Source organism: Pseudomonas sp. P4_C8, from assembly GCF_056401975.1.
In genome coordinates this window covers 1-14,912 of sequence record NZ_JBFUIH010000065.1, presented here as the reverse complement: position 1 = coordinate 14,912, position 14,912 = coordinate 1, and the positions used below count along the sequence as shown (strand labels likewise).

General features: G+C 59.5%; 15 protein-coding genes. 7 read left to right on the top strand and 8 right to left on the bottom strand.

What is annotated here, in order from left to right:
* Positions 1-67 precede the first annotated feature (67 nt).
* Positions 68-1,123 carry a permease gene (locus AC1DWM_RS27555; protein ID WP_223518519.1) on the bottom strand — a complete coding sequence of 352 codons (1,056 nt, stop codon included), beginning with the start codon at positions 1,121-1,123 and terminating at the stop codon, positions 68-70.
* Between the two features lie 91 nt (positions 1,124-1,214).
* The gene (locus AC1DWM_RS27550) at positions 1,215-1,889 is read right to left on the bottom strand and encodes a histidine phosphatase family protein (RefSeq protein WP_223518518.1); all 675 of its coding nucleotides are present in this window, start codon (positions 1,887-1,889) and stop codon (positions 1,215-1,217) included.
* A gap of 365 nt (positions 1,890-2,254) precedes the next feature.
* On the opposite strand from AC1DWM_RS27550, the gene AC1DWM_RS27545 reads away from it, so the two are divergent.
* The 3 genes from AC1DWM_RS27545 (at position 2,255) to hemB (ending at position 5,044) form a co-directional block, all read left to right on the top strand.
* The gene (locus AC1DWM_RS27545; protein ID WP_223518516.1) at positions 2,255-2,953 is read left to right on the top strand and encodes a glutathione binding-like protein; all 699 of its coding nucleotides are present in this window, start codon (positions 2,255-2,257) and stop codon (positions 2,951-2,953) included.
* Between the two features lie 24 nt (positions 2,954-2,977).
* The gene (locus AC1DWM_RS27540) at positions 2,978-3,820 is read left to right on the top strand and encodes a PhzF family phenazine biosynthesis protein (protein WP_477796632.1); all 843 of its coding nucleotides are present in this window, start codon (positions 2,978-2,980) and stop codon (positions 3,818-3,820) included.
* 249 nt (positions 3,821-4,069) lie between these two features.
* Positions 4,070-5,044 (top strand): porphobilinogen synthase, encoded by a 975-nt coding sequence (gene hemB / locus AC1DWM_RS27535; protein WP_223518514.1) that lies wholly within the window; start codon positions 4,070-4,072, stop codon positions 5,042-5,044.
* Positions 5,045-5,166: 122 nt separating this feature from the next.
* Here the strand turns inward: hemB and AC1DWM_RS27530 are convergent, their stop codons facing one another.
* On the bottom strand, positions 5,167-6,702 hold the full coding sequence (locus AC1DWM_RS27530) for an FAD-dependent oxidoreductase (protein ID WP_223518512.1): 1,536 nt from the start codon (positions 6,700-6,702) through the stop codon (positions 5,167-5,169).
* Between the two features lie 186 nt (positions 6,703-6,888).
* Here AC1DWM_RS27530 and AC1DWM_RS27525 point away from each other — a divergent pair, with 186 nt between their 5' ends.
* On the top strand, positions 6,889-7,983 hold the full coding sequence (locus AC1DWM_RS27525) for a DUF1615 domain-containing protein (RefSeq protein WP_477796631.1): 1,095 nt from the start codon (positions 6,889-6,891) through the stop codon (positions 7,981-7,983).
* Positions 7,984-8,063: 80 nt separating this feature from the next.
* On the opposite strand, the gene AC1DWM_RS27520 is transcribed toward AC1DWM_RS27525, so the two are convergent.
* The gene (locus AC1DWM_RS27520; protein WP_477796630.1) at positions 8,064-8,348 is read right to left on the bottom strand and encodes a hypothetical protein; all 285 of its coding nucleotides are present in this window, start codon (positions 8,346-8,348) and stop codon (positions 8,064-8,066) included.
* Positions 8,349-8,598: 250 nt separating this feature from the next.
* Here AC1DWM_RS27520 and AC1DWM_RS27515 point away from each other — a divergent pair, with 250 nt between their 5' ends.
* A complete protein-coding gene (locus AC1DWM_RS27515) occupies positions 8,599-9,222 on the top strand; it encodes a glutathione S-transferase (protein ID WP_223518508.1) in 624 nt (207 codons plus the stop codon).
* A 120-nt stretch (positions 9,223-9,342) separates the two neighbouring features.
* On the opposite strand, the gene AC1DWM_RS27510 is transcribed toward AC1DWM_RS27515, so the two are convergent.
* Positions 9,343-9,783 carry a CBS domain-containing protein gene (locus tag AC1DWM_RS27510; protein WP_007944798.1) on the bottom strand — a complete coding sequence of 147 codons (441 nt, stop codon included), beginning with the start codon at positions 9,781-9,783 and terminating at the stop codon, positions 9,343-9,345.
* Between the two features lie 222 nt (positions 9,784-10,005).
* On the opposite strand from AC1DWM_RS27510, the gene AC1DWM_RS27505 reads away from it, so the two are divergent.
* Positions 10,006-12,366, top strand: coding sequence for a DNA polymerase II (locus tag AC1DWM_RS27505; RefSeq protein ID WP_223518506.1), 2,361 nt, complete (start codon positions 10,006-10,008; stop codon positions 12,364-12,366).
* Here the strand turns inward: AC1DWM_RS27505 and AC1DWM_RS27500 are convergent.
* Together AC1DWM_RS27500 and AC1DWM_RS27495 are read right to left on the bottom strand one after the other, a co-directional pair.
* Positions 12,331-12,801 (bottom strand): DUF1810 domain-containing protein, encoded by a 471-nt coding sequence (locus AC1DWM_RS27500; RefSeq protein ID WP_223518504.1) that lies wholly within the window; start codon positions 12,799-12,801, stop codon positions 12,331-12,333. The two genes, AC1DWM_RS27505 and AC1DWM_RS27500, sit on opposite strands and share 36 nt — an antisense overlap.
* A 30-nt stretch (positions 12,802-12,831) precedes the next feature.
* Entirely contained in the window at positions 12,832-13,653 is an 822-nt protein-coding gene (locus AC1DWM_RS27495) for an aldo/keto reductase (protein ID WP_477796629.1), read from the bottom strand.
* 232 nt (positions 13,654-13,885) lie between these two features.
* Here AC1DWM_RS27495 and AC1DWM_RS27490 point away from each other — a divergent pair, with 232 nt between their 5' ends.
* Positions 13,886-14,635, top strand: a complete 750-nt coding sequence (locus tag AC1DWM_RS27490; RefSeq protein ID WP_223518502.1) for a hypothetical protein — start codon at positions 13,886-13,888, stop codon at positions 14,633-14,635.
* A 68-nt stretch (positions 14,636-14,703) separates the two neighbouring features.
* On the opposite strand, the gene AC1DWM_RS27485 is transcribed toward AC1DWM_RS27490, so the two are convergent.
* A partial coding sequence (locus AC1DWM_RS27485) for an integrase core domain-containing protein (RefSeq protein ID WP_477794915.1) occupies positions 14,704-14,912 on the bottom strand: 209 nt, incomplete at its 5' end.

The window sequence follows — 14,912 nt, the reverse complement described above, 5'->3', positions numbered from 1 at the left end:
TGTTCACTGAAGATCAACTGTGGGAGCGAGCCTGCTCGCGAAGGGGCCCTTACAGGCGCTACAAATCCTAGAGCAAAGCAGCCCCGACCAACCCACTAACCACACCAACCCCCATGGTCATCAGCGCCACGCTCACCAGCACCCGAGCATCGAAATCCTTGCGCAGCATCAGCAGCGACGGCAGGCTGATACTCGGCAGGGTCATCAGCAACGCCACGGCCGGGGCGGTACCCATGCCCAGGGTCATCATGGTTTGCACGATCGGGATTTCAGCGGCGGTAGGAATCACAAATAGCGTACCGATGATCGCCAGCGGCACCAGCCACAACAAGCCGTTGGCCATGGCCCCGTCAATATGCGGGAACACCCAGACCCGCACTGCGCCCAGCACCAATACCGCCAGGATGTAGATCGGGATGGTGCTCCAGAACAATTGCCACAGGGTTTTGGCCCAGCGAGTCAGGAACGGCTGCGTATCCTTTTCACTGACTTCGGCCACCGCCTCGACGGCGGCTTCAGGCAATATTTCCGGACCGGATATACGCTGGGCGACCATCGACACGCCGAACACCAGCACTATCCCGGCGACCAGGCGCAACGCGGTGAACCCCCAGCCCAGCACGAACCCCATGAACACCAGGGTCGCCGGGTTGAGCACAGGGTTGCCGATCCAGAAGGCCAGCGCCGCGCCGACCGAGACATTCGAGCGACGCATGCTGGCAGCCACCGGGGCGGCGCAGCATGAGCACATCATCCCCGGCAGGGCGAACAGGCCGCCGCGCAAAGTCGAAGCGAAGCTGGCGCGACCGAACAGACGCAACAGCCAGTCTCGAGGAATCAGTACTTGCAGGAGGGAGCCGAGAATCACCGCCAGTACGGCCGCTTTCCAGATCGCCAGGAAATACACCTTGGCGTACGTCAGGGCGGCGGCCAGCGGGGCGGTTTGTTCGTCGTTGAGGATGGAGGCGCCGATGCTGTGGTTGTCAGCGGCGATGAAGGCTTTCAGGTAGTAGGGCGACCACTTGACGTAATAGAGGCCGATACAGGCGACCAGGACGAACAGGGCGGGTTTCCACCAGAACGACCAACCCCGGGCGGGGACAGCTGCGGAAGAGAGTGACATGGAAAGTGTCCAGACAAGGGAAAGATGGATACATGATAGCCCGCCCCTCGACTGCCGTGGTCCTCACCGCTTGTGGGATGTTGCCGACCGCTTAGGTCGGACACGTCTGCGATCCGTTATCCAGCCCTTGCTTGTAACTATGACTGACGAGGCTGGCCTTGCCGTTGCGCCAGGTCAGGGTCAGCACGTACACCGAATCGTAGTCGCTGGACTCCCAGTCCTCGGTGATGCTCTGTTTCTTGCCGACGGCTTCTCCAGCGACCTCGTTGATCAACTCTGGCAGGTAGCCATGGGACCAGGCGGTGTAGATAACGGAGTTGTGGTACTTGTCCTGCAGCAATTCGTCCGCCAGGTCGCTGGTGTCGTTGACCGAGAAGTTGATGTTCACCGGCAAACCGAGCTTGATCGCGCTGGGGCTGATGGTCATCAAGGGGCGGATGTAGCTGTACGAATTGTCCAGTTCGCCTTCCTCGACATTGCGCGTCGGGTTGGCGGCAAACACGTAGTTGGCCTTGCCGAATTTTTCCGGCAACAAGGTGGCCAGGTCGATGGCGCGGTTGAGGCCCTGGCAATTGAGCTGGCCCAGACCGCCGGCGGGTTTTTCCGCGTGACGCAGGAACACCAGTGTCTGAGTGCCGTTTACCTGTTGGGCGCGGCTTTCGCGGGACTGCAGCGTCACAAACAATGCGCTCGCCACCAGCACCGCGGGCAGAAGTACAAACGCATGGTGCTTGAAGCGTTTAGCGAATCTCAAAAGGTTGGTCATTGGTGATCTTCAGCGCATTAGTTAAGGCTGACAAACCTTTACACCACAAGCTCTCTGCTTCGGGTGTTTTCCATGTCGTTGAGCCGGTCCGTGTCCGAAAGGGCATTGCTCAGAGTCCTCTGAAGCCCATTTGGTTCGCGTCCGACGAGTGAGCAGCACTGTATCGACAACCTTGAACGGGTTGCAGCCCAGGTTATCGACAAAATGTTGCGACTTTGTGGACACATTACACTTTAAGGCACTGGAAAAGGCTGAGATCTATTGATCGTGTTCATCAGCGGTTTCGATAGCCCCCAAAGATAGCAACCTGAAACCGGCGATCCTGGATTATGCTCAACCCTTTCTTTTGGCGATGGATGTTCCCGATGACCGATCTGTCTGCGTTCCCGATTACCCAAAAATGGCCGGCTCAATACCCTGACTGGATCCAGCTTTACTCCTTGCCGACCCCCAATGGCGTCAAGGTGTCGATCATGCTTGAAGAGATCGGACTGCCCTACGAATCGCATCGGGTAGGCTTCGATACCAATGACCAGATGTCGCCCGAATTTCTGTCACTGAACCCCAACAACAAAATCCCGGCGATCCTCGACCCCCACGGTCCTGACGACAAACCCCTGCCATTGTTCGAGTCCGGGGCGATTCTGATTTACCTCGCCGACAAGAGCGGGCAACTGCTGGCTCAGGAGTCGGCAGCGCGTTACGAGACGATTCAATGGCTGATGTTTCAAATGGGCGGCATCGGGCCGATGTTCGGTCAGCTCGGTTTTTTCAACAAATTTGCCGGCAAGGACTACGAGGACAAACGGCCCCGCGACCGTTACGTCGATGAAAGTAAACGTTTGTTAAAGGTTTTGGATGGACGCCTTGAAGGGCGCGACTGGATCATGGGCGAGCGCTACACCATCGCCGACATCGCGACGTTCCCGTGGGTGCGTAACCTGATCGGCTTCTATGAGGCCGGCGATCTGGTGGGCATCAAGGACTTCAAGAACGTCACGCGCGTGCTGGAGCGCTTCCTGGCGCGAGCGGCGGTGATGCGCGGTCTGGAAATTCCTAAATAGATTGCTTCACGAACAAGGAAGATCATGCGTTCATTTGATTTCAAACAAGTAGATGTCTTCAGTCGCGTCGCCCTCAAGGGCAATCCATTGGCGGTGGTGTTCGGCGCGGACGAGCTCAGTGACGAACGCATGGCCGCGTTCGCCACCTGGACCAACCTCAGTGAAACCACGTTTGTGCTGGAGCCGCGCGATCCGCGCGCCGATTACCGCGTGCGGATCTTCACCACCCTGAACGAGTTGCCGTTCGCCGGTCATCCGACGCTGGGCACCTGCCATGCATGGCTTGAGGCGGGTGGTGTGCCCAAGGGCGAAGAGATCATTCAGGAGTGCGGCGTCGGGCTGGTACGGGTCCGCCGACAAGGCGCGGAACTGGCGTTTCTCGCGCCACCCCTGATCAACAACGGGCCGGTGGACGTCGAATTGGTGGAACGCGTGCGCCGCGGGCTTGGTCTGGAAGTCGGCGCGATTGTCCGGTCGCAGTGGGTGGATAACGGTGCTGGCTGGTTGGCGGTCATGGTCGAGGACCGCCAGCAGGTGTTGGACTTGCAACCGGATCATTCGCAGATGCTTGGCCTGGCGGTCGGCGTGATCGCGCCGTGGAATCCCGAGCGTGATGGCGATGACGCACAGTTCGAAGTACGGGCCTTCATCTCCGGGGACGGCATGCCGGAAGACCCGGCCACCGGCAGTTTGAACGCCGGGATTGCGCAATGGTTGCTCGCTGAGGGGCTGGCGCCAGCGTCCTATGTGGTCAGCCAGGGCCTGACGATGGGCCGGGCGGGGCGCATTCAGGTGGATCAAGTGGGCGATGAAATCTGGATTGGCGGCTCAGTGGTGACCTGCATCAGCGGCACCGTGACGCTTTAAGCCTGTGTGAGATCTAAACCTGTGGGAGCGAGCCTGCTCGCGATGGCGGTAGCACATCCACCATCAACGTGACAGACACACCGCTATCGCGAGCAGGCTCGCTCCCACAGGATTCTGTGTTGGGGCTGGGGATTATTGCCGAGCCGGTAAGGGTTTTTTCCGCGCTTGAGGTTTGTGCCTTACGCCTTGCAGGGCATAAGCTTCGCCTCCTACGACGTTCGTCTTGTCCTCCGTTTTTCAGGAATGCCCATGTCCAGTCAGTTCCCCGAAGCACGTCCACGCCGTCTGCGCCGCAATGCGAGCCTGCGCAGCCTGTTCCAGGAAACCGAGTTCAGCCTGAACGATCTGGTGCTGCCGATTTTTGTCGAGGAAGAGATCGACGATTTCGTGCCGATCAACAGCATGCCCGGCGTGATGCGCATTCCAGAGTCGAAACTGGCCGGCGAGATCGAGCGCTACGCCCGCGCCGGCATCAAGTCGGTGATGACTTTCGGCGTGTCGCATCATCTGGACAGCAGCGGTAGCGACACCTGGAGCGACAACGGGCTGGTGTCGCGCATGTCGCGAATCGCCAAGGATGCCGTGCCGGAGATGATAGTGATGTCCGATACCTGCTTCTGCGAATACACCGACCACGGTCATTGCGGCGTAATGCACAACCACGAAGTCGATAACGACCAGACCCTGATCAACCTCGGCAAACAAGCCGTGGCGGCGGCACGGGCGGGCGCCGATGTGATTGCCCCGTCGGCGGCCATGGACGGGCAGGTCCAGGCGATTCGTCGGGCGCTGGATGACGCAGGTTTCAGTCAGACGGCGATCATGGCCTATTCGACCAAATTTGCTTCGGCGCTCTACGGCCCGTTCCGTGAAGCCGGCGGCAGCGCGCTCAAGGGCGATCGCAAAAGCTATCAAATGAACCCGATGAATCGCCGCGAAGCGGTCCGCGAATCGCTGATGGACGAACAGGAAGGCGCTGACGCGCTGATGGTCAAGCCGGCCGGCGCGTACCTGGACATCATCCGCGACATCCGCGAGGTTTCGCGTTTGCCGCTGTCGGCGTATCAGGTCAGCGGCGAGTACGCGATGATCAAATTCGCAGCGCAAGCGGGGGCGATTGATGAGGATCGAGTGGTGCGTGAAAGCCTCGGGGCGATCAAGCGGGCGGGGGCGGATTTGATCTTCACCTACTTCGCGATGGACCTGGCCCTGGCCGGGATCTAACCCCCAACACATAATCCCTGTAGGAGCGGGCTTGCCCGCGAAGACGGTGGGTCAGCCACAGAAATGTTGACTGTGCCGCCGTCTTCGCTGGCAAGCCAGCTCCTACACTTCACCGTGTTGAGTCAGGGAGCGCCGAAGTAGGGCCGAATCCCGTGATCCCTGAAATACCGCTCAATCACTTTCGGATCGGAACACGTCTCGGCAATCGCCACATATGTATCCGGTCGCAACAGGTAAAACCCGTTACGACCCAACCCCGCCGCTTCAAACGCCGGCCGCCATTCGAACACCTGCAACGGCAGGTGATGCTCGGCGCACCAGGCGATCATTTCGTCGCTTGTGTCGCCATAGACGTGCACCTGCCAGTTCGGATTCCTCAGCGATTCAAAGTTGTCGCCTTCGCCGTCATGCGCCCAGGGCAGGCGATCGCCGCCGTGAACGTGCCCGGCGACGCCCGTGCTCAATGGCATGCCACGGTAGTTCAGGGTGATCTGCGAGACAGTGCGAAACAGGAACTCGCGGGACGTCTCGAACGAAGCCATTTTTGGGATCAAAAACGGTGCCAGCCGTGTACGCAACACATCGGCCATGCGCCCTTCGGCGGTGACGAAGGTGAACACCCGGTCGGTGGTGGCGACCAGTTTGCGGGCAAAGGCGATGCGTTCGGTTTCGTAGGTGTCGAGCAGTCTCTCTTCGGCGCCACCACTCAACACCGCCGCGAATTTCCACGCAAGGTTAATGGCGTCACCAATCCCGGTGTTCATGCCCTGACCACCGGCCGGGCTGTGAACGTGCGCCGCGTCGCCCAATAAAAATGCTCGCCCGGTGCGAAAGTGATCGGCGACCCGGTGATGCACGCGATAGGTCGAGAACCAGTTCACCTGTTCGATCTGCACGTTCAAGTGTTCAATGGCCCGGCTGCTGACATCTTCAAAGCGCAGGGTTTCAGCCTGGTCTGCGCGCTCGTCGCGCACCGTGCCGATCAACCGGGCGCGGCCCGTATCGCCGAGTGGAAACACGGCGAGGAAGTCTGCTTCATCAAGGTCCACGTGCAATTCGCCATTGAAGGTCGGCCCGCTGGCTTGTACGTCGGCAACATAGAAAATCTGCTGATAGGTCCCACCAGGGAACCCGGTGTCCAGTGTCTTGCGCACGACTGACCGGGCGCCGTCGCAACCCGCCAGGTAGCAGGTCTGGCAGATTTCCTGTTGACCGTCGGGCAAGCGCAGTTGGACGGTGATGCCAGCGCCGGTGTCTTCGAAATACTCCAGCTCAGTGTTGCGCTCCACATGGATGCCGAACGCTTCAAGGCGTGTTATCAGCAGCCGTTCGTGCTCGTCCTGTGGGTAGATTTCGAGGAAGGCGTAAGGCGTCAGACCCTCGCCAATGCGGCTCAGGGGCAAACGCGCCACTGGTTCGCCTTTGACCCAGAAATTTGCCGCCGCCACGCGATGACCGTTTTGCACCACGGCCTCGCTGAGGTCGAGCTGGCGATACAGCTCCAGCGTCCGCGCCTGGACCGCGAGTGCCCGCGAGGTGGTGCCGGGGGCTGAGGTCTTGTCGAGAATCCGCACGCGGATCCCCAGTTTGCTCAACCACAGCGCCAGTACCAGCCCGGTCGGGCCGGCGCCGACGATCAGTACGTCGCTTCGATTCATCAGCCTGTCCTCCTCGGTGCCTGGCTCAAGTATGGTCCAGTCGCAAAGCACAGGCAGGCTGACTGCCCAACGGAAAATGCACCCGGCAGGCGGGATGATGGAACAGGGCGCGGCGACCGGAGTCATAGCCTGCGCCATGCCATTGGTCGTATGGTTAACCCGGCTCAACGGATTTGATGGAGCACCATGCAAGCCAATCAATTGATCACCGGCGTCGCGGCGCTGTTGCTGCTGGCCGGTTGCGGCACTCAGCGCACGCAGGAACCGCCCGAGCGCAAGCCCGCCGAGGTCAAGGCCGAGATCGTGCGCCTGCTGCCGGCCAACACCACGGATCGCCAAGGCTGGGCCACGGACATCTACGCCGCATTCGCCGCGCAGAACATTTACCCATCCACGCAAAACCTGTGCTCGGTACTCGCCGTTACCGAGCAGGAATCCACGTTCCAGGTCGACCCACCTGTGGCGGGCCTGGGCAAGATCGCTCGGGAGGAAATCGACCGCCGCGCCGCGAAAGTCCACATCCCCAGCCTGTTGATCAGTGGTGCGCTCCAGGTGAAATCACCCAATGGCAAAAGTTACAGCGACCGTCTCAACGCGGCGCGCAGTGAAAAGGAACTCAGCGCGATTTTCGATGACTTCATTGGCATGGTGCCGATGGGCAAGACCCTGTTCGGTGGCTTCAACCCGGTGCACACCGGTGGGCCTATGCAGGTCAGCATCGATTTTGCCGAACAGCAAACGCGCAGTTACCCGTATCCGGTGAACGGTTCAATCCGTCATGAAGTGTTCACTCGACGCGGCGGCATGTACTTCGGCATTGCCCACTTGCTCGGTTACCCGGTGAGCTACACAGAACCGTTGTATCGTTTCGCTGACTTCAATGCCGGTTGGTATGCCAGCCGCAATGCGGCGTTTCAGAATGCGCTTAGTCGGGTATCAGGCAGCCCGTTGGCGCTGGATGGCGATCTGGTGCGCTATGACTCGATCATGCCCGGCACCACCGAACTGGCAGTGCGAAGCCTTGGCAAGCAGCTGGGCCTGCGCAATATCACTATTCGCAATCAATTGGAGGAGGGCAAAAGTCTCAAGTTCGAGGAGACCGAACTCTACCAGCGAGTGTTCACGTTGGCCGATCAAGCCGAGGGCCGGCCATTGCCTCGCGCAGTGTTGCCGGGAATCGAACTGCAAAGCCCGAAAATCACCCGCAAACTCACCACCGCGTGGTTCGCCAAACGGGTCGATGAGCGTTATCAGCGTTGCATGGTGCGGGCTGGCAAGTGACCCGATTCAAAAAACAGGCATAAAAAAACCCGGCGGGTCAGGCCGGGTTTTTCATCGAGTACTGCGGTAAAACCCTTCATTTATACCGCGCGGCTTTCGATCAGACGGTCGGAGCCACCTTCGGCAACGCGGTTCTGCATCAGTCGGTCAGAGCCATCAGCGGCTACACGGTTTTCGATCAGTCGGTCGGAACCATCAGCGGCTACGCGATTCTCGATCAGACGATCCGAACCCCCTTCAGCCACACGGCTTTCAATCAGACGATCCGAGCCGCCTTCAGCGACCACAGGCTGAGCAGAGGTAGCGGCAAAAGCGTTAACTGCGAAAACCGAGAAAGCAATGCTGAGAAGGGTTTGGCGTTTCATGATGGTGTGCTCCGGGGTGTGATTGGTTGGTATGGAGCGGATGTTACGCCGAGGAATTTTTATGAGAACTTCATTGATGTGATGGTGAACATCGACGGTATTGATAGACGATGTGAGTCGCCCCGAGCGGGCTTGATGGTTCAGTCGTCGGATGGCACGGATGGGGTCAGCCGGCGCTTCTACACTGGGAGCGTAACCAGCAGATGACGCCGCTAATGACCCCATTCTTGTCTCGCCAGGAGGCCGCACCATGTATCAGCTTTATGGACACCAGAACTCTGGCGCGGCGGCGATAGAAGCGGCGCTGGAGCTGTGTGACATCCCTTACCGCTTTATCGACGTCGAGTTGTCCTCGGAGGCAGCCCAGACACTGGAGAAACTCAACCGGCTCAAGCAGATTCCGACGCTGCAACTGCCCGATGGCAGCGTTCTCACGGAAAGCGCGGCGATTCTGATTCATCTCGGGTTGACCTTTCCCAAGTCGAATCTGTTACCGAAACTGCCCGCTGACCGCGATCAGGCGATCCGGGGCCTGGCGTACATCGTCAGCAATTGCTACGTGGCCATCGGCATTATCGATTACCCCGAACGCTGGCTGGCCGAGACAGATGAGGTTTCCAGGCAAAATCTCATGGCCGGCGCCCGCGCGCGATTGCACTGGAGCTGGGAGGTGTTTGCCGATCAGTTTTCCGGTGAGCTGTATCTGGGCGATGAGGCGCCGGGCGCACTGGATGTGCTGGCGGCGGTGGTGTCCAGATGGGCCGGTAGTCGGGAGCATTTACGCAGCGCCCGACCCGGTTTTTTCGCGTGGCTGGAACGCATCGACCGGCACCCGACATTGGCACCGGTCTTCGCCCGGCATTGGCCCGCCTGAACAACGAATATCACAAGCTTTTGTAGGAGCCGGGCTTGCCCGCGGTGCAGGCGACTCGGTTAAACGTCGAACCGAGTTGAATCCATCGCGGGCAAGCCCGGCTCCTACAGGGGGGACGGGTTATTCGCCGCGGATGTACTGCTCCAGTTGTCGAATCAATTCCGCCTGTTCGGCAATGGCTTCCTTGACCAGGTCGCCGATGGACAGTAAGCCAATCAACTTGCCGTTTTCCACCACCGGCAGGTGGCGCAGGCGGCGATCGGACATGATGCCCAGGCACGTATCGACGGTTTGATGGGTGTCCACGGTGATGACCGGGGACACCATGATGTCGCGAACCGGCGTGCCCACCGAAGAACGGCCATGCAGCACCAGTTTGCGTGCGTAGTCGCGTTCACTGATGATGCCCAGCACTTCATCATTTTCCACCACCAGCAAGGCGCCGACGTTTTTCTCGGCCATCTTCATCAGCGCTTCCAGCACCATGTGATCAGGCTTGATCTGGTGCACTTCCTGATTCTTCTGATCTTTGAGCTTGAGCAGTTGGGCGACGGTTTTCATGGTGGCTTCTCGGGTGTTGTCGTTGTTCTTGAAGAATCGTAGACCCAAGCGCTGAGGGCAAGGGAGAAAGCGGCAGATAACACTCAAAAAACGCCATTCAGCGGTTTTTCTTCAGTAAACCGCGTGGAAACCGTAGAGAGAAGTCGAAAGTGGCGTGCATGACCCGCTGACCCTTGATGACGCGTAGAATTGCAGCCTGAATCAATACGTGAGGTTGCAGTGGTGGATTTACAGCAGGGCTTCGTCCTGACCCGGCATTGGCGCGACACCCCTGCCGGTACGGAAGTCGAGTTCTGGCTGGCGACTGACACCGGTCCCCGGCGTATCCGCCTGCCTCATCAACCGTCGGTGGCGTTCATTCCGGCGGTCCAGCGCGAGCAAGCGCAACAGGTGTTGCACGGCGAGAAAAACGTCGAGCTCAAGCCCTTGGCCCTTGTGGATTTCGAGCACCGCCCGGTGCTCGGCCTGTATTGCCAGCAGCACGGTCAGTTGATGCGCCTGGAAACCGCGCTGCGCAAGGCCGGGGTCGAGATGTTCGAGGGCGACGTTCGCCCACCGGAGCGCTACATGATGGAGCGGTTCATCACGGCGCCGGTGATCTTTGGCGGTACGCCCAATGGCGAGGGGCTGCTGCTAGACGCGCAGATGAAACCCGATCCAGCCTATCGGCCCAACCTGCGGCTGGTCTCGCTGGACATCGAAACCACCGCTCAGGGCGAGTTGTACTCCATCGCCCTGGAAGGCTGCGGCGAGCGCCAGGTGTACATGCTCGGGCCACCCAATGGCGACGCCAGCGAGGTGGATTTCCAGCTCGAATACTGCGACTCGCGAACCGTGCTGCTGAAAAAACTCAACGAATGGTTTGCCCGCCACGACCCCGACGCGATCATCGGCTGGAACGTCGTGCAGTTCGACCTGCGCGTACTGCATGAACACGCCCGGCGCCTGGCGGTACCGCTCAAGCTTGGGCGCGGTGGTGAAGAGATGCAGTGGCGCGAACACGGTAGCCGCACTCATTACTTCGCTGCCGCAGCGGGGCGATTGATCATCGACGGCATTGAATCCTTGCGTTCGGCGACCTGGAACTTTCCCTCGTTCAGTCTGGAGAACGTCGCGCAAACCTTGTTGGGCGAGGGCAAGGCCATCAGCACGCCGTACCAGCGCATGGACGAAATCAACCGCATGTTCGCCGAAGACAAACCGGCACTCGCCACGTACAACCTCAAAGATTGCGAGCTGGTGACACGGATTTTCGCCAAGACCGAACTGCTGAAATTTTTGCTGGAACGCGCCAGCGTCACTGGTTTACCGGCGGATCGCAGCGGTGGGTCGGTGGCGGCGTTCACCCACCTTTACATGCCGCTGATGCACCGCCAGGGCTTTGTGGCGCCGAACCTGGGCGGCAAGTCACCGCAGGCCAGCCCGGGCGGGTTTGTCATGGACTCGCAACCGGGCCTGTACGAGTCGGTGCTGGTACTCGACTACAAAAGCCTTTATCCGTCGATCATCCGCACCTTCCTGATCGATCCGGTCGGGCTGATCGAAGGTTTGCAGCATCCCGATGACAGCGACTCTGTACCGGGTTTTCGCGGGGCGCGCTTTTCCAGAACCCGGCATTGCCTGCCGGCCATCGTCGCCAGGGTGGCCGAAGGCCGCGAAACCGCCAAGCGCGAACACAACGCGCCGCTGTCACAGGCGCTGAAGATCATCATGAATGCCTTCTACGGCGTACTTGGCTCCAGCGGCTGTCGTTTCTTCGACACACGTTTGGCATCGTCCATCACCTTGCGCGGCCACGAAATCATGCTGCGCACCCGACAGCTGATCGAAGCCCAGGGCCACACGGTGATTTACGGCGATACCGACTCCACGTTCGTCTGGCTGCGCCGTGCCCACGGTCAAGAGGAGGCCGCGCGGATCGGTCATGCATTGGTGGACCACGTCAACCAATGGTGGCGCGAACACGTGCGAGAGGAATACGGGCTGGAAAGCGCCTTGGAGTTGCAGTTCGAAACCCACTACAAACGCTTCCTGATGCCGACCATCCGTGGCGCGGAGGAGGGCAGCAAGAAGCGTTACGCCGGCCTGGTCACCCGCGCCGATGGCACTGATGAAATGGTCTACAAAGGCCTGGAAACCGTGCGCACCGATTGGTCACCGCTGGCCCGGCAATTTCAGCAAGAGCTGTACTCGCGGATCTTCCACCGCAAGCCTTATCTGGATTACGTACGCGATTACGTGCAAAAGACCCTGGCCGGCGAGTTCGACGACCGTCTGATCTACCGCAAGCGTCTGCGCCGCACCCTCGACGACTACGAGCGCAACGTACCGCCCCACGTGCGTGCCGCGCGCATCGCCGATGAGTTCAACGACCGGCAGGGCCGTCCGCGTCAGTACCAGAACGGCGGCTGGATCAGCTACGTGATCACCGTCGCCGGCCCCGAGCCGCTGGAGATTCGCAGCGCCCCCATCGACTACGACCACTATGTCACCCGGCAACTGCAACCGGTGGCGGACGCGATCTTGCCGTTTGTGGACGACGATTTCTCAACCCTGATTGGTGGGCAATTGGGCCTGTTTTAAGTCCAGCAACGACAGCGTCCAGTCATCCCGTATGCCGTGGAAATACTGCTCAAGGGCTCGATGGAAAAGGCTGTTTTCGGGGGAGACCTGGGCAAACAGCGTCATTGACGAGTGAAACTTGAGGTCATCGGGATGACCGAAAATCTCGGCGATCGAGCGCTGTTTGACGTTCAGGACCAATTGCGTGCACGTGTGCAGCCGTGGACCCAGCAGCGGATGCTCCAGATACGCCGCGGCTTCCTCTTTGGAGCGTATGGCAAAGTATCGGGACATCTCGCTCCCGCCCAAGCCGGCGAGTTGCGGAAAGATGAACCACATCCAGTGGCGGCGTTTTTTACCGGCAATCAGTTCTTCCTGGACCCACTCAAAGACCGGTTCTTGAGCCTGAACGAAACGTGGCAAGTTAAAAGCATCGAGCTGATCGGTGCTTCTCATGCAGAAACCCTCTGCCAATACGGCGATGGCTCAGACCATGGCCAATCGCTGTTTGCGTTGTGGCGCGTGAAACGCGTGGTCCAGCGCCTCCAGATCCCCGGGATCGAGCTGCAGCTGCGGGGATTGTGCATTCAATTGTAGATGTTCAGGTTTGACCGCTTTGGGGATGGCAATCACACCTGCCTGCCGCAGAATCCATGCCAGCGCGACCTGAGCCGGTGTCACCCCGTGACGGGCGGCAATCTTTTCAAGCGCTGGATGGGCGAGCATTTCTCCGCCCTGACCGATTGGACAATACGCCATTAATGGCTGCCGATGCTGTTGACTCCAGGGCAGCAAATCAAATTCGATGCCGCGCTCTTCCAGGTTATACATCACCTGATTGGTGGCGCAGGCCGGTGAGTTCAGTTCGTGCAGGTCGTCCATATCGAAATTGGACACGCCCCAACGACCAATCTTGCCATCTTCACGCAGGCGCTCGAAGGCTTCAACGGTTTCCTCCAGGGGATACTGGCCGCGCCAGTGCAGCAGGTACAAATCGATGTAATCGGTCTTCAAACGCCGAAGGCTGCGCTCGCAGGCCTGGGGAATACCTTGGCAGCTGGCGTTGTGAGGGTAGACCTTGCTGACCAGAAAGACCTTGTCGCGCAAACCGGTAATGGCTTCAGCGACGACTTCCTCGGCACCGCCTTCTGCGTACATTTCAGCCGTATCGATCAGCGTCATGCCCAACTCGATGCCAAGGCGCAGGGCCGAGACTTCACGCGCGTACGCCGAGGGATCCTCACCCATACGCCAAGTGCCCTGGCCGATGACCGGTACGGTGACGCCAGCCAATTCGAGCGTGCGCATGCAAACCTCCTCCCTGTGACTCGGTGAATACTGGATTGGCAGCAAAATTACGTCGTTGTTCCTCGGAGCGGCAGATACCTGATGATAGCAAACAAGACAAAATATCAGCTTTCAGGGCTTGGTCAGCGTGTTCACGGACCACCGGCACCGCACTTTTTTGCCTTTGGTGGCTCTATGCTTGGGCAGCCGGCGGCGATCCCCACCGTTGGCCCATGCCCAAGTTCAAGAACCCATGGCTCGAGTTTTACCCCGAATCCCCCCACCGATTCTCCGCCGTTGCTTGCTCCTGGCTTGTCTGGCGATGCTCTTTGTCACCGGTTGCAGTCAGCAGCAGGGCAGCGACATCGTCAGCCAGTTCCGCGAAGGCCGCCCCCAGGAATTTCTCCAGACCAGCGTTGATCGCATGGCCACGCTGGCGATGCGTGACAACCTCGACAGCCTCTACTTGCTGATGAGCAAGCTCTACCTGCGCAACCCCGATGAGCTGAAAAAATCCGGCTTCCTCGACGCCCGAACGGCCGGAAAGCAAGTGCGTATGGCCATCGAAGAGCAACAGCCACTGCCCACCCTCGGCGGCAAAAAAGACCTGGCGGCGCTCAGGTATGCCATGAGCCCGGAGTTTCTCGGTGACCGGGTCGGTGCCTTCATTTATGCCATCGGTAGCATGTTGGTGACCGCTCACGGCAATCGTCTGGAGTTCTACATGACGGATGCGCTCAACCCGACGTTCGTCAGCAATGCCGCGCGTAACATCGAGATAGCCACGTGGATTCTCAGTCAACGGCAAAACAAACAAGGCGAACCGTTGCTGTTCTCCAATGAGATCTCGGAGGAGGGCAGCAACCTGAGTTTTGCCGTGGAATTCGGCAAAATCGTTGCCCGGCTGGACTTGCTGACGCAGATGCTGGACGAGCGCTACCGACGCATCGGCTTGAACTACGCGCAGAGCCTGCTGTTCCTGAACTTCCTGCCGGTGCAATAAGCCCCAATGCAGACCTTGTAGGAGCCGAGCTGATCTGGTCCAGTAATTTTGGACATTGTTTTCGGTTCTCACGCCGCCATCTTTTCTGCCGCTACCGGCGAGTGGTAACCGTTGTAGCTGTGGCGCCTTACATTGTTGTAGCGCGCCACATATCGGTTGATATCTACTCGGGCCTCATATTCCGAGTGGTAGCCCTCTTCAGGCACCCACTCGGACTTCAAGCTGCCAAAAAAACGCTCCATCGGGGCGTTATCCCAACATTGGCCTTTTCGACTCA